The following is a 21567-nucleotide window of genomic DNA, read 5'->3' as shown; positions in this document are numbered from 1 at the left end:
TGGCTATACGGTAATCAGGGACTTTGGTGCTGAACTACCGGCCCCGGCCCGGCCAGTGGGTGGCTGGCGCGGCCACGTGAAGTAGAACGTGGCACCCTCACCCTCGGCCGACTCGATGCGGATGGTGCCGCCCTGCCGCTCCACAATCTTCTTGACGATGGCCAGCCCCACGCCCGTGCTTTCCAGCGTGTCGCGCTCCGTCAGGGTCTGGAAAATAATGAAGATTCGCTCGTGGTATTCGGGGGCAATGCCGGGGCCGTTGTCGGCTACCGAGAAGGTGAAATAGGTCTTCTCCTCGGTGCAGCCGATGCGTACGAAGCCCGTTTTGGGGTGCTGGTGGTACTTCACGGCATTGCTGATAAGGTTGGTGAACACCTGCTGCAGCTGCACCCGGTTCGTGACCAGCGTGGGCAGGTAGAACGGCAGCTCCACCTCAAAGCCCTCGGGTAGCTCCAGCGAGTCGGTGATTTCGCGCAGCAGCTGCCGCACAAACACGGGCTCGTCGGCTTGGGTGGTGCGGCCTACTCGCGCCAGATCCAGAATGCCCGTGATGAGGTGCTCCATGCGGCGCACCCGCGTGCGCATCAGCAGCAGAAACTCCTGAATGTGGGGCGGCGTGTCCTGGCCCAGGTCTTCCTCAATCCAGCGCGAGGCACTCTCGATGCCCCGTAGCGGCGCCTTCAGGTCGTGCGACACCACGTAGGCAAACTGGTCGAGCTCCTGGTTGCGGCGCTCCAGCTGCGCGATGTTGCCGTTGATGGTGGCCGCCATCTGGTTCAGCGACACCGACAGGTCGCTGAGCTCGTCGCCGGCCGTGTCGGTGAGCTGCGTGTGGTACTCGCCGGCCGCAATCTGCGACGACAGCGACACCATGGTCTGGATGCGCCGCCCGATGAGGCGGGTGAGGTAGAGAGCCCCGGCCAGCCCCAGCGCAATGGCCAGCAGCGTGGTGCCCACCGAAATCAGGCGGGTTTCGCGGATGCTCTCCTGCAGCTTGATGCCTTGTTTCTCGCGCAGCAGCGTCTCTTCGCGGGCAAAGGACGCAAACAGCACCCGAATTTGGTCGGTCAGGCGCTTGCCCGTCAGGCCCTCGGCCTGGTCGCGGTGGGCCATGCCCTGCAGGCCGGCTTGGTCGGGCAGGAGGCGGCGGGCTTCGCGCTTCTCCTGAATGAGCATGTGCGAGTAGGTGAGCCACTCGCGAAAGACAGCGCGGGCCCGCACGATGCGGGCACGCTGCGCCGAGCTATCCTCCAGATCCACCAGCAGCTGCTCGAAATGCATGACCAGGTACCGCTCGCCCTCGTGGTACGGCTCTAGGGTTTCCTCCTTGCCGATCAGCAGGAAGCCCCGAAAGCCGTTTTCCATGTCCACGATGCTGCGCAGCAGGGTGGAGGCCTCCGAGGAAGTGCGCTGCGAGAGCTGCACGCGCCGGGCGTTGCGCAGCACCTTGCGCGAGAGCTGGTAGTTGACGAACACCACCCCCACAAACAGCAGCAGAATAACCAGAAAACCGGTGAAGAGCTTGGTGGAGAGCTTGAGCTTCATGAGCAACGAAAAAAAGACGGCAGCCGCAAATCTGCTGTCGGGTACGCAGGCGCCCGGCCAGAGTTGGCGGCCGGTGCGGGCCGGGCGCTGCCGCCATGCCCGCCCGGCGAAGATACCCGATGCCGACTGCCGCGCGGAAATGGCTAATTTCGCCCCGCCGCCGGGCGGCGCCTCACCTTCCCACCCACTTCTATTTACTGATGAGCGAAAATCTCAAAACCGTAGTCCTGAACGACGTGCACCAGCAGCTGGGTGCCAAGATGGTGCCCTTTGCCGGCTACAACATGCCCGTGCGCTACTCCTCCGACCTCGACGAGCACCACACCGTGCGCCGGGCTGTGGGCATCTTCGACGTGTCGCACATGGGCGAGTTCCGGGTGCGCGGCCCGCAGGCCCTCGACCTGATCCAGCGCGTGACCAGCAACGACGCCAGCAAGCTCACCGACGGCAAGGCCCAATACTCCTGCCTGCCCAACGCCGACGGCGGCATCGTGGACGACCTATTGGTGTACAAGCTGGCCGACGAAGACTACATGCTGGTGGTGAATGCCTCCAACATCGATAAAGACTGGAACTGGATCAGCCAGCACAACACACAGGGCGCCGACCTGGAAAACGTGTCGGACCAGATGAGCCTGTTTGCGGTGCAAGGCCCGAAAACCAGCCAGGCCCTGCAGTCCCTCACCGACGTAGACCTGAGCACGATTCCGTACTACTCGTTCGTGCAGGGTACGTTTGCCGGCGTTGAGGACGTGATTATCTCGGCCACGGGCTACACCGGCGCGGGCGGCTTCGAGCTGTACGTGCCCAACGAGCACGCCAAAACTGTATGGGACAAAGTGATGGAAGCCGGCCAGCCCTACGGCCTGAAGCCCATCGGCCTCGGCGCCCGCGACACGCTGCGCCTGGAAATGGGCTACTGCCTCTACGGCAACGACATCGACGACACCACTTCGCCGCTGGAAGCCGGCCTGGGCTGGGTGACCAAGTTCACCAAGGACTTCACCAACGCCGAAAGCCTGAAGCAGCAGAAAGAAGCGGGCGTGGCGCGCAAGCTGGTGGGCTTCCTGATGGACGGCCCCGGTATCCCGCGCGGCCACTACGAGCTGGTGAACGAAGCCGGCGAGAAAATCGGGGACGTGACCAGCGGCACCCAGTCGCCGAGCTTGAGCAAGGGCATTGGCCTGGGCTACGTGCAAACTGAGCTCAGCAAACCTGGCAGCAAGGTGTTCGTGCAGATCCGGGGCAAAAACCAGCCGGCTACGGTGGTGAAGCTGCCCTTCGTGCCCGGCACGGAAGAAGTGTAAGCTGAATAGTAAATAACTGTCATCCTGAGGCGGCAGCCGAAGGACCTTATTGCGTCAGGACGAGTAGTCCAGCTGTATTGCAGGCGTACTAAGGTCCTTCGGCTATCGCCTCAGGATGACAGCTTTTTTGTAGCATTCCTGATTGACCTTATGCCCACGATTGATATCTGCTTCTCGCCGGAGCTGTTGCCGCTTTTCAACCTGCAGGGCCGCGTGGCGGTGGTGGTAGACGTGCTGCGCGCCACCTCCTCCATTGTGGCGGCGCTGGCTTCGGGCGTCACGCACCTGGTGCCGGTGAGTGAGCTGGCCGAGTGCCGCGCGCTGGCCGCCGAGGGATACCTCACCGCCGCCGAGCGCGACGGCCGCCAGGCCGAAGGCGTGGACCTCGGCAACTCGCCCTTCGGCTACCTCGACGGCGTGGTGCCGGTGCGGGGCCGGGCCGTGGCCATCACCACCACCAACGGCACCCGAGCCCTCCAGCTCGCCCAAACTGCCGACGCCGTCGTGGTAGGCGCGTTCCTGAACCTGCAGGCCGTGGTCGACTTCGTGCGCCAGCAGCAGAAAAACGTGGTGGTAGTTTGCGCCGGCTGGAAAGGCCAGTTCTGCCTCGAAGACACGCTCTTCGGCGGCGCCCTGGCCGCCCGCCTCGCCGACACCTTCGACACTACCGCCTCCGATGCCACCCTGGCCGCCCTCGACCTGTGGCACGCCGCCGAAGCAGATGTGGCCGGCTACCTACTCAAATCGTCGCACGTGCGCCGCCTCAACAGCCTGGAGCTGCACAAAGACATGGAGTTCTGCGTGCGCCCTGACGTGTACGACCTCGTGCCGCTGTTTCGGGAGGGGAAGATTGAGGTGGTTTGAGTGATTTGAGGTGATGAAGTAAGAACGTCATTCCGAGCGGAGCGAGGAATCTCGCTAGTGTGGTACATGATTCTACTACACTGGCGAGATTCCTCGCTCCGCTCGGAATGACGTTCTGCTTTTCACCTCATCACCCCATCACTTCAACACCCCTCAACGCAGCTTCTCGTTGTTGCGGTGGCGGTCGGCGTCGCGGATGGTTTTCTTGGCCAGGTTGCGCTGCAGGGCGTCGGTGAGGTTGATGCCGGTCTGGTTGGCCAGGCAGATAACCACGAACAGCACGTCGGCCAACTCATCGGCCAGCACCTTATCCTTGTCTGATTCCTTGAACGACTGCTCGCCGTATTGCCGGGCAATGATGCGGGCCACTTCGCCCACTTCCTCGGTGAGCATGGCCATGTTGGTTAGCTCGTTGAAATACCGGACGCCGGTGGTCTGAATCCAGTGGTCGACGGTTTGCTGGGCTTCTTCGATGGTCATGGGGGAGTAAATGAGTAGTGGAGTAACTGAGTAAAGAGTAGCTGAGTGGTTGGGTAAGGGAGTAATTGCTTTTACGCAGCGGCAGTAGCGCGAACTTCGTAGTTCGCGTCTCCGCGCCGTTCAAAAGATTCCAGCGGCGCGGGGGCGCGAACTACAAAGTTCGCGCTACTGCCCCCAACGCCCTGCGCAACAGCCGTGAGTAAGCCGATACGGTCTACTCAGTTACTCCACTACTCAGTTACTCTCAGGCGAGTCCAGCACGATGGTGACGGGGCCGTCGTTGAGCAGCTCCACCTGCATGTCGGCTCCGAATTCGCCGGTGGGCACGGGCTGGCCCAGCAGTTGCTCCAACTGCCGCACAAACTGCTCGTAGAGTGGAATGGCAATGGGCGGTGGGGCGGCGCCGGTGTAGCTGGGGCGGTTGCCTTTGCGGGCATCGGCCAGCAGCGTAAATTGGCTCACCACCAATATCTGCCCGCCTACGTCCTGCACGGAGTGGTTCATCTTGCCTTCGGCATCGGAAAAGATGCGCAGCTGCGTGAGCTTGCGCGCCATCCAGTCGAGAGACGTAGCGGTGTCGGTAGGGGAGAAGCCGGCCAGCACCAACAGGCCCGGCCCAATCTGGCCCGTAATGCGGCCTTCGACGGTAACGCTGGCGTGCCGGACGCGCTGAATAACGGTGCGCATAAGGTGGATTGTGGGGTTGGTGGAGTGGTGGATTTGGGCAAAGATAGCGCTCCATGATCCGCCCGGGATGACTGTATCTTTGCCAACCCATCAACCCACCAACCCGCCATCTTGCGTCTGTCGTTTCGGTTGTCTGCTTTCTGGTTGCCGCTGCTGGCCCTGCTGGCCGTGGTGGCGGTGCGCCTGCACGGCCTGGGCCAGGTAGCACTACCCGACTACGATTCGGTGCGCAACTGGCAGATTGTGCAGGAAGTGGCCCACGGCAACCTGCGCAACCTGTTTCACCACGGCAGCCCCGGCTTCTCGCTGCTCTACGCCCCGGTGGCTTGGCTGACTTCCGACTATCACGTGTTCCAGGGCCTGAACGCGCTGGTGGCGGTGGCGGCGCTGGGCTGGCTGGTGCAGTGGGTTGCCCGCGAATGGCGCCTCACCGCGCCGGAAACGGCCCTGCTGCTGCTGTTCACGGGTACCTCCGTGTTCCTCACCTTCTCCGGCCGCGACTTCACCATGGGCTCGTGGAGTTTGCTGCTGTTTGTGGGGCTGCTGCGGGCACACTACCGGCGGCTGCAACAGCCCAGCGCGACGGCGCTGCTGCGGGCGGCCGTCTGGCTGGCGGCCGGGCTCAGCATCAACTACAAATTTCTGCTGACGTTGCCCATTCTGCTGATGCTGGAGCTGCTGTATGGCGGCCGGCTGCTCTGGCAGTGGCGCAACCTGGGGCGGGTGCTGCTGGTGCTGGCCGCGCCCTACGTGCTGCTGGGCGCGCTGGGCGCCGCTGGCGGGGTGCCCTGGTACCGCTGGCCGGCCGTGTACTACAACCTAGTGTTTCCGGGCGCGCAAAACGCCGCCGGCCGCACCGGCCACCTGCGCTTCGACGGGCTCTACTACTTGCGCTTCCTGCGCGACTTCGAGTCGCCGGGGTTAGGGCCGGGGCTGGCAGCGGCGCTATGGCTGTTGGGGCGACGCCTGCGGCCGCTGGCCGGGCCGCGCTGGCCGTGGCCCGCGCCGGGGCTGGCGCTGTATCTGGCGGTGTGGGCCGGCTGCTTTCTGGTGGGCATGTCGCTGTTGCTGAAAGCCCCGCGGGGGCTTTTGCTGGCATATCCGCTGCTGTATGTGCTGGCGTTCTGGGGCGGGCGGCAGTTGCTGCGCCACTGGGCAAGCCCGGTAGCCGGCCAGTGGCTGCTGGCGGCCAGTGTGCTGCTGGCTGTGGCGTTCAACCTGCTACGGATTCAGCGCGAAATCTACGCTTACGCGCCCACCCGCTACGGGCAGGTAGCCGCCTGGCTGCAGCAGCAGCAGCCGGGCCCAGTGCGCGTGGCCAGCACACTCAGCCTGGGCGTGGCGCCGTTTCTAACTGCTGCCGACACTGTTTCGGTCATCGTGAAGGAAGCCGACCTCGCCCAGGCCCGCCGCCAAGGCATGCAGTACGTGCTGCTCGATGCCTCCTGGCGCGTGGTGAATGCCACCGCTTTCGATTCGTTGCGCCGCCAGCCGCCGCTGGCCGCCTGGCCCGAGCCGCTGCTTACCTCGCCGCTGCTGTTTCTGGAGCATTCCGAGTACACCGGCCTCGGCTACGAGGCAACCCTGCAGCTGCAGCGCGCCGCCGCCCTCGAGCCCCGGCAGCTCCGCGTTTACCGTTTACAGCCCTGAAAGAAACCCGTTTTCCTACGGCAAACCCCGAACACGCAAAAAGCAGCCCGAAGGCTGCTTTTTGTAATAGGCGAAGCAAGATGCCGCTGCTTACGGATTGGCCTGCGTGGGCATGTTGTTCACGTTCAGCAGCGGAATGCTGGTGTTGTAGCTTTCGTTGATTTTACGCAGAAACACGTTGGCCAATAAGGCATTGCCGCGAGGCGTCAGCGTGATGCGGTCCAGCGAGTAGAAGTTGCCGCGCACTAGCTCCGGCGTGTAGTTCACCCCGTTGACGTTGATGTTGCCGGCCACCTGCGAAAACAGCGCATCGTTGGTGTCAATGAGTGGCAGTTTGAACGTGGTGTTGGCCAAGCCCAGCATACCCGTGCGGAAGTCTTCGGCTACCTGGCTGATGCGGGCTACTTCCAGGTAGTCCAGCACGTCGGCCCCGCTTACCGGGTTCTGGCGGCTGCCGTAGGGCCGGGTCTGGGGCACGCCCGTCACCGATTCCAGCCGCCCGATGCGGCGCTGGCCGCTGGCCAGTACGTAGTCATCCCCCGAAACCGCCTGAAGGGCGCCGTTAAACGCGCGCACAAACAGCGTATCGTTGGCCGTCGCGCTGTTCTGGCGCAGGCGCTGCTGCACGTCAAGGCCGCGGCTCAGGCGCAAGATGGGCAATGTAGCCAGGGCTGGCGGCAAAGCCACCACGCCGGGCCGGCCACCCGCCGAGAGCTGTGCGAGCAGCAGGCGGGCATTGGCCGTGAGCGTAGACGATGAAGGCAGTGGGCCGCAGCTGCCGCCGCTCACCACGTAAGGCAGCAGATCATCGAGGCCCGCGAAAAATGTGAAAAACGACGCGTTAGCGCTGGCCGCCGTCACTACCTGCAGGTAGGTGCGGTTGTCGTTGGCCGGCAGCAGCCGCTCGAAATAGGGATTGAACAGGCCGACGCGGGTGAGGTTGGCTGTGTTGCCGAGGCCCGTAATGCTGATCTGGCTGAGGCGCAGGCCCGGCACGCCCAGGTTTTGCGGCAGCGTGGTGGCAGCGCGCGGGTAGAGGTAGAGCGTATCGGCTCCGTTGCAGCCGGCCGTGTTGATGAAGCGCGCCACTGTGGTGGCGGGCCTTACCCGCGGCGTGCGGGGCAGGCCGTTGGCATCGTAGCCGGCCAAGGTGAGGTAGCCGGTGCCGGCACCATCCGCCAATAGTGGCTGCGTGAAGGTGGCGTTGGCATCCACCTTGGCAAACTGCCCGGCAATCAGGTTGGCGTAGGAATACGCCTGGCTGGCGCTCGTGAGGCCACCATCGGCGAAGCCGGCCGTGTACGAGTCGCCGACGGCCACGTAGCGGGTCAGGTCGAGGCCGTTGCTGCTGAGCGCTGGTACGGGCTGGTCGGGCGAGCAGCCGGCCAGCAGGAGCAGGGCACTGGCTGCGGCGGGCAGCGCCGTACGCAAAAGAGAAGGGGAGAAAGTATGCACTAAAGTCAGACCTTAAATGAGAAGGAAAGCGGGTAGAGGCCGCCGACTACTTAACCGGGCTGGTGGCGCGGCCTCCAAACGAGTAGGAGATGCCCACCGCCGCCGTCTGCACCGCCGTGCGGTACGAGCCGTCGATGTTGCTCACCACGTCGCGCGATGGGTTCACGCGGGCGCGCCGCTCGCCGCCCTGGGCATAGCTGTAGGCCAGGTCCAGCAGCAGGTTAGACTTCAGCGCCAGACTCAGGCCCACCGAGCCGCCGAGCAGGTTGGCGTCGGGCAGGTCGGGCGAGATGTACTCGTCGCGCACAGGCGTTTCGTCGTAGCTCACGCCGCCGCGCACGCTCAGGGCGGGCGTCACGGTGTACTCGGCCCCAATCCGGAACGCCATGGCGTCTTCGTAGCGGCGGCCGGCCGTCACGCGGGAGGCATTGTCGAGCTCGAAATTCAACGAATCGTAGCGGCTCCAGCTGGTGAGGTGAAAGTCGAACGTCACCAGCAGGTTTTTGGTCATGCGGTCAGCCATGCCCACCGATAGGGTAGAGGGCAGCTCCAGATCAGTGCGGAAGCCGGTGCTGGCCGGAAACTGCGCGGCGTCGCGCTCCGGAATGCCGGTGTAGGTGGCCTCGCCGTTGCGCACTTTCAGCGTCACGGGCGTGCGATAGCTGATGCCGAAAGCCAGGTTGTCGGCAGTGCGGCCGTACAGGCCCACGTTGGCGCCGTAGCCGCTGCCGCTGCCCGTGAACAGGGCCTGCGCGGTGGGGTCGTCGTACTGGCCCAGAGCGCGCTGCTGGCGCATGTCGCCGTAGGCATAGATGACGCCGGCGCCCACGCTGAAATTCTCACTGAGCTGGTAGCCCACCGTGGGCTGCACGTAGAGGCTGCTGAAGCGGGCTTCCTGCACCACGCTGCGGCCTTCCCAGTTGGAGGGCCACTTGGTGTTGTAGCCGAAGGGCTGGTTGACACTCAAACCCACGCTGATTTTGCTGTTGAGGCGGGTGGCGGCGTAGAAGTAGCCGCCCGGCTGCGGCTTCAGCTCCTGGCGGGTCAGGCGCCGCGAATCGGTGCCCAGAAACGAGGACAGCCGCGCCGTGCCCAGGCCGCCCACGCTCACATGCGTCAGCGAGTCGAGGTGGCCCAGTGCCCCGGGGTTGTAGTAGAGCACGGCAATGTCGCGCACGTACGCTGTGCCGGCCCCGCCCAGCCCCAGCAGGCGCGCACTCTGCGGCGCCGACTGGAAGCCGCCAGCGGTGGCGGAAAGCGAAAGAAACAGGAAACCAGAAAGAAAGTAATGATGCGCCATGCAGACAGGGTTTCGGACAATAGGCCGCAAAGGTAGCGCAATTAAGTGGCTGAGTGTTCAGGCAATTAGGCGGGTTTTTGCGGAGCTGTTCAGCCGGATGCTTTTCCGGGAAGCTGGCTGCTGGCCGGTGGTTTCGATGGCGCAGCAGCAGTCAGCCGCTTTACCGTTTCACGCCGAGGCTGTCCAGCGCGTGCTGGTAGCGGCGGGCATTCTGGCGGTGGTCGGCGTAAGTTTCGGCGAAGTCCGAGAAGCCGCTCAGGTCGGCGCGGGCGCAGAAAAACAGGTAGCGGTGCGCCGCCGGCTGCAGCACGGCATCAAGGCTCTGGCGGTTGGCCGACGTGATGGGGCCGGGTGGCAAACCTTTGTGGCGGTAGGTGTTGTAAGGTGAATCCACGAGCTTGTCGCGGTTGAGCACCCGCTTCACCCCAAAGTTGCCGATGGCCCACAGCAGCGTAGGGTCGGCTTGGAGGCGCATGCCGCGCCGCAGCCGGTTGAGGTACACGCCCGCGATAACCGGCTTGTCCTCTTTCTTGGCCGTTTCGCGCTGCACGATGCTGGCCAGTACGTGCACCTGCGGCACCGTCAGCTCCAGTGAGTCAGCCCGCTGGCGGCGCTGCGCGGTCCAGAAGCGGCGGTGCGTGGCCGCGGCCGAATCCAGAAACGTGCGGGCCGAGGTGTTCCAGAAGGCGCGGTAAGGGCCGGGCAGAAACAGCGTCAGGATGGTGGTGGTGTCGAGCTGGTAGCGGCGGCGCAGGTAAGCATTGTCCTGCAGCAGCCGGCGCAGCTCCAGCGAGTCGGCCTCCAGCTGCCGGCTGATCTGGCGCGTGAGCTGGGGCTTGTACTTGAAGGCGTCGAGCGTGAAAGCCACCGTATCCTGGCGGCCGGCCAGCAGCATGTCCAGCAGCTCGGCATTGCCAAGGCCAGGCGCCAGCCGGTAGCGGCCGGGGCGTACCTTGGTGGGGTAGTCGCGCTGCGTGGCCAGCCACTCAAACGTGCCTGGGTCCAGCAGTAGCTCCTGCCGCTGCAGCGAGTCGCGCACGGCCGGCCAGCCCGCGCCCGTCCGGATATACAGGTAGGCCGCCCCGTACGGCGACTCGGCCACGTTGGGCTGCCACAGCACGCGCCACGCGCCGTACAGCGCCGCACCGCCGCTCAGCAGCAGCAAAACCAGTAACAAGAGAATCAGGCGACGACGGGCGGAAACAGTCAAGCGAACCGGGAAATGTGGGCGGCAAAGTTCCAAAGATAACGCGCCAGATGGCTGTGGCACGGACTTCAGTCCGTAGCCCGCTGGTATCGGTCAATTGAACAACAACTTTGAGCTACGGACTGAAGTCCGTGCTACAACCAGCCGTACGCGGCGCGGCCGCCGGTTCGGAAACCGGCCCCACTGGGCGGCGTACGGTCTTGCCGACTTTGTCGGGGCAGACCGTTGCCAGTGTGCTACTCGCCGTTTACCAGGGCCGCAATGGCGTCGGCAGCTTCCTGCTGGCGCTGGCGGCGCGCAATTTCTACGGGCGGCGCGGCCCGCACCTCGCAGTCGGCAATGGAGCACCGCTCGCAGGTTTCGTTTACGCGCTTCTGCACAATGGCCGGGTCGCTGAGGAACTGCACCTTCTGGCGCAGGTTGTCGTCGCAGAGCAAACCCACCGTGACGCTTACGGCCGGCTCGGTGGCCGTGCCGGCGCGGGCCAGCGAGAGGCACAGGTACTCGTCCTCGTTGGGATAGCGCGAACGTTGGGCACCCAGCACAAAAGACGGCGCCGGGCCGGCGGCCTGCTCCCGCGCCTCCCGGATCAGGCGGATGGACACCCAGCGGCGGCAGTATTTCTCGTGCAGCTCGTTGCCGTGCGGGTTGTGCAGCCGCGACAGGTGCAGCTCCTTGGTCAACAAATACGCCGCATCCGCGTCGGGTTGGTCGAAGCGCAGGAAAAACAAACTCTGGATGCCGAAGTAGCGCGGCAGCAGGTTGGTGATGCGCTGCATGAACATCTCCGGCGACACGTCATACTTGGTGAGCATGGCCTGCAGGCGCTCCGGCTGCCAGGTGGCCTGCCCGAAAAAGTCCTGCAGGTCGCGCACCAGGCTTTCTTCCTCCATCAGCAAGGCCCCGGCAAAATAAGAGGCTTTGAAGTTGTTGAGAACCTCATCGAAGGAATGCACCGGGAACGTGGCATTCACGTAGGGCCGCTCCTTCAGGTTGAGGTAGTTGAAGGCCACCTCGCGGCCCAGCACAAACGACTCCTGCGCCTTGCTCAAACCCGGCCGCAGCAGCAGGGTGCGGGTTTTGGGCTGAAACACCGACCGGAGCCGTCCCAGCGCCGCGTACTCCGCCAGCTTCTCCCGGTTGAGGCGGTAGCCGTATTTCTGGCTGAGCACGCGCTCCAGCTGGGTGGTGTCGAAGGGAGCCTGGGTGCTCAGGTTCTGCTCGCCGCAGAAGGTGCGCACGTCCTGCTCCAGCTCCTCAAAATAGTTGTCGTGCATCTCCTGGTAGGAGCGCAGCGCGGCCAGGAAGAAGCTTTCCTGCCGCATTTCGTAGTTGCGGGCTATTTCGAAGATGGTGCTGATGAAGGCGTTCATCTTGGCCGGGGCATCGGCAATCAGCTCCACGATGCGCAGCGGGTCCAGCCCAAACATCTCCAGCGGAAACTCCTTCAGCAGATCCGACTGCAGCAGCTCGGAAATCGGCTCCAGCCGCCGGCTTAGCGTCAGGGACGTGAGCTGGTCGTAAGTGACGCCCAGCACCTTGCTCAGCCCCAGAATCTTGTCGGCCTTGGGGTACTTCTTGCCTTTCTCAATCTCATTGAGGTAGGATACCGACACGTCGCAGGCGCGGGCCAGCTCGGCGGGCGTGAAGCCGCGTTCCTGGCGCAGCTCGCGCAGTTTCAGCCCGAAAATAAGTCGGACAACCTGACCGTGGCTTAGCATTTATAGAATAGAGAGGAAGAAGCGAGAGAGGACATGGTGCCGACAGCAGCAGGTAGCCGCCGCAAAATGCGGTAGTGCGGCATCAGGAACCGCGCAAATCAACGCAAATTCAATGGGTTATAAAAATTAGCGAAAATTCGCTTGTTTGATAAAATTCGCTGAGCTACGTTTGTAATGTCCTCAGCGTAGGGCCCCGATTGTTCTCACACTCAACCGATTCCCTATGTCGCCCTTCGCCGACCTCGAACCTGCCGTAGCTGCTCCCACCTTCCTGACGCCGGAGCGCGTGAAAATTACCGGGGTGTATTCGCCGGAATTCGCGGAAATCCTGACGCCCTCGGCGCTGGCCTTCGTGGCCGAGCTGCACCGCCGCTTCGACCACACGCGGCAGGCGTTGCTCAAGCGTCGCGAGGAGCGGCAGCAGGCATTCGAGGCCGGTCAGCTGCCCGATTTCCTGCCCGAAACCCGCATCATTCGTGAGAAGCCCTGGACCGTGGCGCCCATTCCGGCCGATCTGCAGGACCGCCGGGTGGAAATCACGGGGCCGGTAGAGCGGAAGATGATCATCAACGCCCTGAATTCGGGGGCCAAGGTGTTCATGGCTGATCTGGAGGATTCCAACTCGCCCACCTGGGCCAACGTGGTGGAAGGCCAGCGCAACCTGCGCGACGCCGTGCGCCGCACCATCTCGCTGAGCACGCCCACCAAAGAGTACACCCTCAATGAGAAAACCGCCGTGCTGATGGTGCGGCCCCGCGGCTGGCACCTGCTAGAAAAGCACATGCTCGTGGATGGCGAGCCGGTCAGCGCTTCGCTCTTCGATTTCGGCCTCTACTACTTCCACAACGCCCACGAGCTGTGCGCCCGCGGCACGGCCCCGTATTTCTACCTGCCCAAAATCGAGAGCCACCTGGAGGCCCGCCTCTGGAACGACGTGTTCGGGTTTGCGCAATGGTCGCTGAAGCAGCACAAATGCACCATCAAGGCCACGGTGCTGATCGAGACGCTGCCGGCCGCCTTCGAGCTGAATGAAATTCTGTATGAGCTGCGCGAGCACAGCGCCGGCCTCAACTGCGGCCGCTGGGACTACATTTTCAGCTATATCAAACGTCTGGGCCTGAAGCCGGAATTCCGCCTGCCAAACCGCGCCGACGTGAATATGGCCGTGCCGTTTATGGCCGCCTACTCGCAGCTCGTCATCCAGACATGCCACCGCCGCGGCGTGCACGCCATCGGGGGCATGGCCGCCCAGATTCCCATCAAAAACAACCCCGAAGCCAACGAAGCCGCCTTGGAAAAAGTCCGGCTGGACAAGGTGCGCGAGGCCCGCAATGGCCACGACGGCACCTGGGTGGCGCACCCCGGCCTCGTGCCGGTAGCGCTGGCCGTGTTCGACGAGCTGATGCCCGAGCCCAACCAGATTGCCAACAAGCGCGAGGACTTGGTAGTAACGGCCGAGGATTTGGTGCGGGCTCCCGCGGGCCAGATCACCGAGGACGGCGTCAAGCTCAACATCGACGTGGCGGTGCAGTATCTGGAATCCTGGCTGGGCGGCAACGGCTGCGTGCCCATCTACAACCTGATGGAAGACGCCGCCACCGCCGAAATCAGCCGGGCGCAGGTGTGGCAGTGGCTGCACACGCCCGGCACCGTACTCGCCGATGGCCGTCCGCTCACGGTGGAGCTCTACCGCAGCCTGGTGCCGGGCCAGCTAAATAAAATTGAGGCTTTAGTAGGGGAGGAGCGCTACGCCGCCGGCCGTTACATCGAAGCTGCCCGCCTGTTCGATAAGCTGGTGATGAGCGAGAAATTCATCGAGTTCCTGACCGTAGCGGCCTACGAGCAGCTGAAATAGAACGGAGTGGTACCACGAATTGCCCGAAGGGCTTCGTGGTACCACAGCTGCTCCACACCCCAAACCTGACACTTCCTGACCCAAAAAAAGCCGCTCCGCGAGCCGGCCGGCTACCCTTTTGCCTTCACTTTCACACTTTCATTCCAACTACCATGAACAAGCAGGAACGCATTGCCGCTATCAAGCAGGACTGGGCCACAAATCCGCGCTGGAAAGGAATTGAGCGGCCATACACCGCCGAGGAAGTAGTGAAGCTGCAGGGCTCAGTGCAGATTGAGTACTCGCTGGCCCGCCAGGGTGCCGAGCGGCTCTGGCACCTGCTGCACACCGAGCAGTACGTAGCCGGCCTCGGCGCCCTCACCGGCAACCAGGCCGTGCAGGAAGTGCAGGCCGGCCTCAACGCCATTTACCTCTCGGGCTGGCAGGTGGCTGCTGATGCCAACGGCGCCGGCCAGATGTACCCCGATCAGAGCCTATACCCCGCTGACAGCGTGCCGGCCGTGGTGAAGCGCATCAACAACGCCCTGCTCCGCGCCGACCAGATTCAGAGCGTATCGGGCGAGGGCGACGTGCACTGGATGGTGCCGATTATAGCCGATGCCGAGGCGGGTTTCGGGGGCAACCTCAACGCCTTTGAGCTGATGAAGATGATGATTGAGGCCGGGGCCGCCGGCGTGCATTTCGAGGATCAGCTGTCGTCGGCGAAGAAGTGCGGGCACTTGGGCGGCAAGGTGCTCGTGCCCACCCAGGAGGCCATCAACAAGCTGGTAGCGGCCCGCCTCGCCGCCGACGTGCAGGGCACGCCCACGCTAGTAGTGGCCCGCACCGATGCCGATGCCGCCGACCTGCTCACGGCCGACGTAGACCCGCGCGACCTGCCGTTCATTCTGCAGGAAGCCGAGCGTACCTCCGAGGGCTTCTACCGGGTGCGCTGCGGCGTGGAAGCCGGCATTGCCCGCGGCCTAGCCTACGCCCCCTACGCCGACCTGATCTGGATGGAAACCTCCCACCCCGACCTGGATCAGGCCCGCCAGTTCGCCGATGCCATTCATGCGCAGTTCCCCGGCAAGCTGCTGGCTTACAACTGCTCGCCCTCGTTCAACTGGGCCGCCAAGCTCAGCGTGGAGCAGATGGAAACCTACCGCGAGGAGCTGGCGGCCATGGGCTACAAGTTCCAGTTCATCACGCTGGCTGGCTTCCACGCCCTCAACACCAGCATGTTCGAACTGGCGCTGGCCTACAAAGCCCGGGGCATGGCCGGCTACTCGGAGCTGCAGGAGCGCGAGTTTGCGCTGCAGAAGCACGGTTTCAAGGCCGTGAAGCACCAGAGCTTCGTGGGCACCGGCTATTTCGACGCCGTGCAGAACGTAGTAACCAGCAACCTCACCAGCACCGCCGCTTTAGTCGGTAGCACCGAGGAAGCGCAATTCTAGAACGCGGATTAGCACGGATTTCACGGATTTCGTGGATGATTGCCGCTGGTTGAAAAGAAAGAGGCTTGCCAATCGGCAAGCCTCTTTCTGTTGGCTCTGTTGATAACGCAAGCTTGCGCAGTCCACAAAATCCGTGAAATCCGCTAAAATCCATGCTAATCCGCGATTAAAACGGCTCGGCTATCTGGCTATACTCCAGGCCGTGGCGCTGGGTGGTTTCCTGCAGGATGGTTTTCTGCCAAGGGCGCAGCACTTGGTCGGCGCCCAGCTCGATGATGTCGGCCACGAGGCGGTTGGACAGCACGAGGTTGGCCACGTAGCCGTTCAGGTCGGTGGTGATGTGGTTTTTGAGCTGGAGCAGCAGCTGCTCGCGGGCATCAGCGCGGTTGGCCTTCTCGCCGCTGAGGCGGCGGCGGAACGGGAAGCGGCGCTGCTCGCCCGCCACGGCCGGTTCCGGCACGGCCACGAAATTGTCGGGCGAGAGAGCCGTTAGCTGCTCCAGATACGGGGTGCGCTTCAGCTCGGGGTGCAGGCCGCGGGCGTTTTTCCAGTCGTTGAGGCTGCGGGGCGTGTCGCGCACCAGCTCTGGCAGGCGCTCGTTGGCAAACACCATGTAGGGCGGCCGGTCGAGCTGGCGGGCCACTTGGTCGCGGAGCATATACAGGTCGCGGAACAGGGGCATTTCCTGGGGCATGATGCGGTATTTGCCGGCTACGCGCAGGTAAGGGCGCTCGTCGCGGGTGTAGCGTACTTCTTCCAGGGCAGCGTTTTCCTCGTCGGCCCAGTGCAGGCGGCCCAGGGCGGCCAGCTTGTCGCGCAGGCGGTCGGCCAGCTCAAACAGGTAGAGCACGTCGTTGGCGGCGTACAGTTTCTGGGCTTCCGTGAGTGGGCGCTTCAGCCAGTTGGATTTCTGCTCGCCCTTGTCCACCTCCAGCCCCAGTTCAGACTGAATCAGGCGGCCCAGCGAAATATTGTTGTCAGCTTCGGCCAGCAGTGTGTACTGCACGCTGGTGTCGGTGATGTTGCGCACATGCACACCGTACAACTCATCGAGCAGCAGAATATCCGACTTACAGGAGTGGAACACCTTTTCCACGGCCGGGTCGCGCAGAATGGCCCAGAGCGGCTCCAGGTCGTGGGCCGGGTTGGTGAGCGGCAGCGGGTCGATGAGCAGCATGGACTGCCCGTCAAAAATCTGAATCAGCGCCAGATTGCGGCCGTAGCGGTGGCGCATGTCATCAAACTCCAGGTCGATGGCAATGCGGGGGGCCGTGCTGAGTGCCAGGGCGGCTTGCTGCACTTCTGCAGCAGTGGTAAGGTATTGAATGGCAGACATTCGCAAACAAGGGAAGAGAGCGGCAGACAACGCCGGCCGCCGGGTACTGGCCGGGCCAACTCCGGTAAAGGTAGCTAGTCGCTACACGCAAACCCAACCGGCTATTAAAGGCAGGTTAAGGTCAGTAAGTAGCATGTTAAGAAATATATGATGATTTTGCGTGCAAATTTGGGGCTTTAGGCATCTGAACAGAGGCCGTATGTGCCCGAATTTCCTTTGTTTTTCCGTCTGGCGGTCTTGCCGGATATTTTTCACTCTAATAGGCTCTTGTCATAGTCAAGTAGTATGAAACAAACTTCACTCATTCCTATACTGTGCGCCGTTGCAGCGGCCACGTCGGTGCCGGCTATGGCGCAGACGCGGGCCGTAACCGGCCGCATCACGGGTGCCGACGGCACCGGCCTGCCCGGCGTGACGGTGCTGGAACGCGGCACCTCCAACGGGACTAGCACTGCCAATGACGGCACATTCTCGCTGAACGTGCAGCCAGGTGCCACGCTGGTCGTCAGCTCTATCGGCTTCACCAGCCAGACCCTTGCGGTAGGCAATCAGTCGACGCTGGCCGTTACGCTGCGCGAAGACGCGGTGGCGCTCAGCGAAGCCGTGGTTATCGGTTATGGCTCGCAGGCCAAGTCGGAGGTAACCGGCTCCGTGACGCAGCTGACTAGCAAGGACGTGGAAAACGTGCCGACGGTAAGCTTCGAGCAGGCCATCCAGGGCCGCACGCCGGGCGTGACCATCAACCAGGGTTCCGGCAAACTGGGCTCCGGGGTGCAGATCCGGGTACGGGGCTCATCGTCGGTGACGGCGTCCAACCAGCCGCTGTATGTGATTGACGGTATTCCGGTGACGTCGCAGGACGTGGGCTCAGATACAGAGCCACTGAACCCGCTGGCCGACCTGAACCCGAACGATATCGAATCGATTACGATTCTGAAAGACGCGGCTTCGGCGGCAATCTACGGTTCGCGCGCTTCCAACGGGGTAGTGCTGGTAACGACCAAGCAGGGCCGGGCCGGTCAGTCGCGGGTGAACCTGGGCTACTACGTGGGCACCAGCGAAACCACCAAGCGCCGCGAGTTCCTGAACGCCGCGCAGTACAAGGAGCTGTTTTCGGAAGCAGCCACCAACGAAGGCTACGACCCGCAGGAGGAGTTTGAGGGCAACGGCTTGGATTTCAACTCCACTACCGACCAGAAATGGTCGGATGAGGCGTTCCGCAAGGGCAAGGTGTCCCAGTACGACCTGAACGTGAGTGGTGGAGATGCCAAGACGCGCTTCTACATCAGCACCACTTACAACGACCAGACGGGTATCATCATCGGTAACCGCTACCGTCGTGGCAGCGCCCGCGTCAACCTCGACCACTCCATCACGGAGAAGCTGCGCGTGGGGCTGAACCTGTCGTTGACCCGCTCGGTGAACGACCGGACGCCCAACGACAACGCCTTCTCCAACCCCGTTCAGCTGAACGCACTGCCGCCGATTCAGCCTAAGTTTGACGCCACTACCGGCCTGCTGAACCAGAACACGCTGTACTACAACAACCTGATTGATCTGGACCGCGGCTCCAACCGCGCCGGTACATACCGCTCGTTCAGCAACTTCAACCTGTCGTACCAGCCCATCAAGGACCTGACGCTGCGCACGGAAGCAGGTGCCGACTTCCTGAACCTCAATGAGGAACTGTACCGCGCGGCTGGTACCCAGGACGGTGGCAACACCGGCTACGGCTACAGCAACCAGGTGCAGGTTATCAACTACACCACCAACAACACGGCGGTCTACAACAAAACGCTCAACGAAGACCACAACGTGGAAGCGCTGGTGGGCTTCTCGTTCCAGCGTTCGGACACGAAGCGCACTTCGGCCGAAGGCCGTGGCTTCCCCAACGACCAGTTCACGAAAGTAGCCAGTGCTGCCATCAAAACGGCAGGTTCGTCGTCGTCGGCAGAAGGCTTCTCGTTCGTGTCGTACTTCGGCCGCCTCAACTACGCCTATCAGGGCAAATACCTGCTGTCGGGTAGCGTGCGCCGCGACGGTTCCTCGCGCTTCGGTACCAACAACCCGTACGGTACGTTCGGGGCCGGTTCCGTTGGCTGGGTTATTTCGGAGGAAAGCTTCCTGAAAGAAAACTCTATCATTAATCTGCTGAAGCTGCGGGCCAGCTACGGCCTGACGGGTAACGCCGAGATTGGCAACTTTGCCGCCCGCGGCCTATTTGGCGCCGTGCCCTACGCCGACCAGGCGGGTATCCGCCCGAGCACCGTGGTAGGCAACCCCGACCTGACCTGGGAAAGCACTGCCCAGGCTGACCTGGGTCTGGAATTCGGTTTCCTTGACAACCGCATTTCGGGTGAAATCGACGTGTATAACAAGAAAACCTCTGACCTGCTGCTCAGCCGCCCGCTGGCTTTCAGCAACGGTTATTCCAGCGTGACGGAAAACGTAGGGGAACTGCGTAACCGCGGCCTCGAAATCTCCCTGAACACCCGCAACTTCGACAAGGAGTTCAAGTGGATCACCAACTTCAACATCTCGTTCAACCGCAACGAAATCACTTCCCTGGCGGCACCGATCCAGAGCCAGTACCTGGGCAGCGTGCGTGAGGGTGAGCCGATTGGTGTGTTCTACGGCCGTAAGTATGCCGGCGTAGATCCTGAGAACGGCGATGCGCTGTACTACAAAGCCGATGGCGCTACCACCAACGTGGCCTCGGAAGCGGCGCTGCAGGTGGTCGGCAACCCGACGCCGAAGTACACGGGCGGTATCACGAACAGCTTCTCCTGGAAAGGCATCGACCTGAGCGTGCTGGGCCAGTTTGTGTACGGCAACGACATCTATAATGCCGCCGGTATCTACCAATCGGCCAACGGTGACTATTTCGATAACCAGACGATTGACCAGCTGAAACGCTGGCAGCAGCCCGGCGACATTACCAACGTACCACAGGCCCGACTCTACGCGGCCAACGGCACGGTGCAGTCGTCGCGTTGGGTGACCAAAGGCTCGTTCCTACGCGTGAAAAACGTAACGCTGGGCTACAACATTCCGCAGACGCTGGCCAAGCGAGGCTACCTGCAGTCGGCCCGGATTTACGTGTCGGCCCAGAACCTGTTCACCATCACCAACTACGATGGCTACGACCCAGAAGTGAACACGGCGGCCTTCGGTTTGGCTAACTACTTGGTTGGCCACGACTTCTATACCCCGCCGCTGGCTAAAACCTTTCTGGTTGGCATCAACGTGGGCTTCTAATTTCTAACTGACACTTTCCATGAAAACGATATTTTTTCGGTCGGCCGCCCTCGCCGCGTTGGGCCTGACGCTGGGCCTGGGCTCGTGCGACAAGAAGCTTGACATTGAACCCTTCCAGTCGATTGATGCCAGCACGGCACTGTCGACGGAGGCCAACGTAACCAGTGCTGTGGTGGGCCTGTACGCCACCATTGGCGGTTCTAACCTGTACGGTACCAACCTGATCCTGACGCCGGAACTGATGGCTGCCGACGGCTACATCAACTTCCAGGGAACGTTTGCCAACTTCCGGCAGCTGGCCCGCCGCCTCACCAACTCCGACAACGCCACGGCCGCGCAGATCTGGCAGTCGGCCTATCAGTCCATCAACCAGAGCAACCTGATCATCGACGCGCTGCCGGTGGTGGCTACGCCCAGCCTGAAGTCGCGCTACGAAGGCGAAGCCCGCTTCATCCGGGCCATCATGTACTTCGAGCTGGTACGCCTGTACGCCAACCAGTATGTGGCAGGCGCCAACAACTCGCAGCCGGGCGTTCCGATCAGCTTGGTGCCGGTTAAAACCATTCAGGAGGCCTCGGTGCTGGGCTCACGCGCTTCGGTAGAGGCCGTTTACACCCAGATAATTGCCGATCTGACGCAGGCCGCTACGCTGCTGCCCGCCAACAACGGCACGTATGCTTCCCAGTTTACGGCCAAGGCGCTGCTGGCGCGCGTGTACCTGCAGCAAGGCAACTTCGCCGCCGCCCGCACGCAGGCCAACGACGTGATTACCGGCAGCGGCAAAACCTTGTCCCCTACGTTGCAGTCGGTTTTCACGGGTCGTAACACGTCGGAAACACTGCTGGAAATTCAGCAAAACGACCAGAACAACGCCGGTACGGCCAACGAAGGTCTGGCCACGTTGTTTTCCAACATCGGCCAGCAGGGCCGCGGCGATATTCAGGTGCTGACCGCTTTTGCCAGTCAGTATGAAGAGACCGACGCACGCGGCCGCTCGCAGCTCATCTATGTGGGCACAGGCACCAACCGCCCGGCCGGCCAGCTGCGCTCCGGCAAGTACACGGCTTTCGGCCAGAACATTCCGATCATTCGCTTAGCGGAGATGTACCTGATCCGGGCCGAAACGGCTTTTCGGGCGGGTGATGCCGTTACGGCGCTGGCTGATGTCAACCGCGTCCGGGCCCGGTCGGGCGCTACGCCGCTGACGGCCGCCACGCTCACGCTGAACACCATTCTGCGGGAGCGGCAGCTGGAACTGGCGTTTGAAGGTTTCCGCCTGCATGATCTGAAGCGCACCGGCACCAACATCGTGACGGCTACCACGCCGCCAGTTGTTGTTCCCATCACCAGCAACATCCTGGTGCTGCCGATTCCAAAGCGCGAAACCGACCTGAACCCGAACCTGGTACAGAATCCCGGCTACTAGCCCGACCTAGGCTTAAGCGCATTAAAAAGCCGCCCCACATTCG

15 protein-coding genes are annotated in these 21567 nt (G+C 62.8%); 7 read left to right on the top strand and 8 right to left on the bottom strand.

What is annotated here, in order from left to right:
• Positions 1–3: 3 nt before the first annotated feature.
• Positions 4–1545, bottom strand: a complete 1542-nt coding sequence (locus O3303_RS10280; RefSeq protein ID WP_269558330.1) for a sensor histidine kinase — start codon at positions 1543–1545, stop codon at positions 4–6.
• A 200-nt stretch (positions 1546–1745) separates the two neighbouring features.
• Between O3303_RS10280 and gcvT the strand changes: the two genes are divergently transcribed.
• Together gcvT and O3303_RS10270 are read left to right on the top strand one after the other, a co-directional pair.
• Positions 1746–2852 (top strand): glycine cleavage system aminomethyltransferase GcvT, encoded by a 1107-nt coding sequence (gene gcvT / locus O3303_RS10275; RefSeq protein WP_269558329.1) that lies wholly within the window; start codon positions 1746–1748, stop codon positions 2850–2852.
• A gap of 150 nt (positions 2853–3002) precedes the next feature.
• Positions 3003–3716: a 2-phosphosulfolactate phosphatase gene (locus O3303_RS10270; protein WP_269558328.1), complete on the top strand. Its 714-nt coding sequence runs from the start codon at positions 3003–3005 to the stop codon at positions 3714–3716.
• Between the two features lie 153 nt (positions 3717–3869).
• Here O3303_RS10270 and O3303_RS10265 read toward each other — a convergent pair whose 3' ends face one another.
• Both O3303_RS10265 and dtd read right to left on the bottom strand, forming a co-directional pair.
• Complete coding sequence (locus tag O3303_RS10265; protein WP_269558327.1) at positions 3870–4196, bottom strand: nucleotide pyrophosphohydrolase; 327 nt, start codon at positions 4194–4196, stop codon at positions 3870–3872.
• 234 nt (positions 4197–4430) lie between these two features.
• Positions 4431–4883: a D-aminoacyl-tRNA deacylase gene (gene dtd, locus O3303_RS10260; protein ID WP_269558326.1), complete on the bottom strand. Its 453-nt coding sequence runs from the start codon at positions 4881–4883 to the stop codon at positions 4431–4433.
• 111 nt (positions 4884–4994) lie between these two features.
• On the opposite strand from dtd, the gene O3303_RS10255 reads away from it, so the two are divergent.
• A complete protein-coding gene (locus O3303_RS10255; RefSeq protein WP_269558325.1) occupies positions 4995–6533 on the top strand; it encodes a hypothetical protein in 1539 nt (512 codons plus the stop codon).
• Positions 6534–6623: 90 nt separating this feature from the next.
• On the opposite strand, the gene O3303_RS10250 is transcribed toward O3303_RS10255, so the two are convergent.
• From O3303_RS10250 to O3303_RS10235, 4 genes are all read right to left on the bottom strand, one after another.
• Positions 6624–7964, bottom strand: coding sequence for a hypothetical protein (locus tag O3303_RS10250; protein WP_269558324.1), 1341 nt, complete (start codon positions 7962–7964; stop codon positions 6624–6626).
• 70 nt (positions 7965–8034) lie between these two features.
• A complete protein-coding gene (locus O3303_RS10245) occupies positions 8035–9288 on the bottom strand; it encodes an OmpP1/FadL family transporter (protein WP_269558323.1) in 1254 nt (417 codons plus the stop codon).
• A 160-nt stretch (positions 9289–9448) separates the two neighbouring features.
• Positions 9449–10498 carry an endolytic transglycosylase MltG gene (mltG, locus tag O3303_RS10240; protein ID WP_269558322.1) on the bottom strand — a complete coding sequence of 350 codons (1050 nt, stop codon included), beginning with the start codon at positions 10496–10498 and terminating at the stop codon, positions 9449–9451.
• A gap of 233 nt (positions 10499–10731) precedes the next feature.
• On the bottom strand, positions 10732–12216 hold the full coding sequence (locus O3303_RS10235) for a helix-turn-helix domain-containing protein (protein ID WP_269558321.1): 1485 nt from the start codon (positions 12214–12216) through the stop codon (positions 10732–10734).
• Between the two features lie 223 nt (positions 12217–12439).
• Between O3303_RS10235 and aceB the strand changes: the two genes are divergently transcribed.
• Positions 12440–14071, top strand: coding sequence for a malate synthase A (aceB, locus tag O3303_RS10230; RefSeq protein WP_269558320.1), 1632 nt, complete (start codon positions 12440–12442; stop codon positions 14069–14071).
• Between the two features lie 152 nt (positions 14072–14223).
• Positions 14224–15504, top strand: a complete 1281-nt coding sequence (gene aceA, locus O3303_RS10225) for an isocitrate lyase (RefSeq protein ID WP_269558319.1) — start codon at positions 14224–14226, stop codon at positions 15502–15504.
• Positions 15505–15670: 166 nt separating this feature from the next.
• On the opposite strand, the gene O3303_RS10220 is transcribed toward aceA, so the two are convergent.
• Positions 15671–16840, bottom strand: coding sequence for a ribonuclease D (locus tag O3303_RS10220; protein WP_269558318.1), 1170 nt, complete (start codon positions 16838–16840; stop codon positions 15671–15673).
• A 285-nt stretch (positions 16841–17125) separates the two neighbouring features.
• Between O3303_RS10220 and O3303_RS10215 the strand changes: the two genes are divergently transcribed.
• Together O3303_RS10215 and O3303_RS10210 are read left to right on the top strand one after the other, a co-directional pair.
• On the top strand, positions 17126–20098 hold the full coding sequence (locus tag O3303_RS10215) for a SusC/RagA family TonB-linked outer membrane protein (RefSeq protein ID WP_269558317.1): 2973 nt from the start codon (positions 17126–17128) through the stop codon (positions 20096–20098).
• Between the two features lie 19 nt (positions 20099–20117).
• Entirely contained in the window at positions 20118–21524 is a 1407-nt protein-coding gene (locus O3303_RS10210) for a RagB/SusD family nutrient uptake outer membrane protein (RefSeq protein WP_269558316.1), read from the top strand.
• Positions 21525–21567 lie beyond the last annotated feature (43 nt).

Origin of the sequence: Hymenobacter canadensis (assembly GCF_027359925.1) — a bacterium.
GTDB lineage: Bacteria > Bacteroidota > Bacteroidia > Cytophagales > Hymenobacteraceae > Hymenobacter > Hymenobacter canadensis.
Note: the sequence above shows the minus strand (reverse complement) of the source record. Positions and strands in the feature narration are given on the sequence as shown.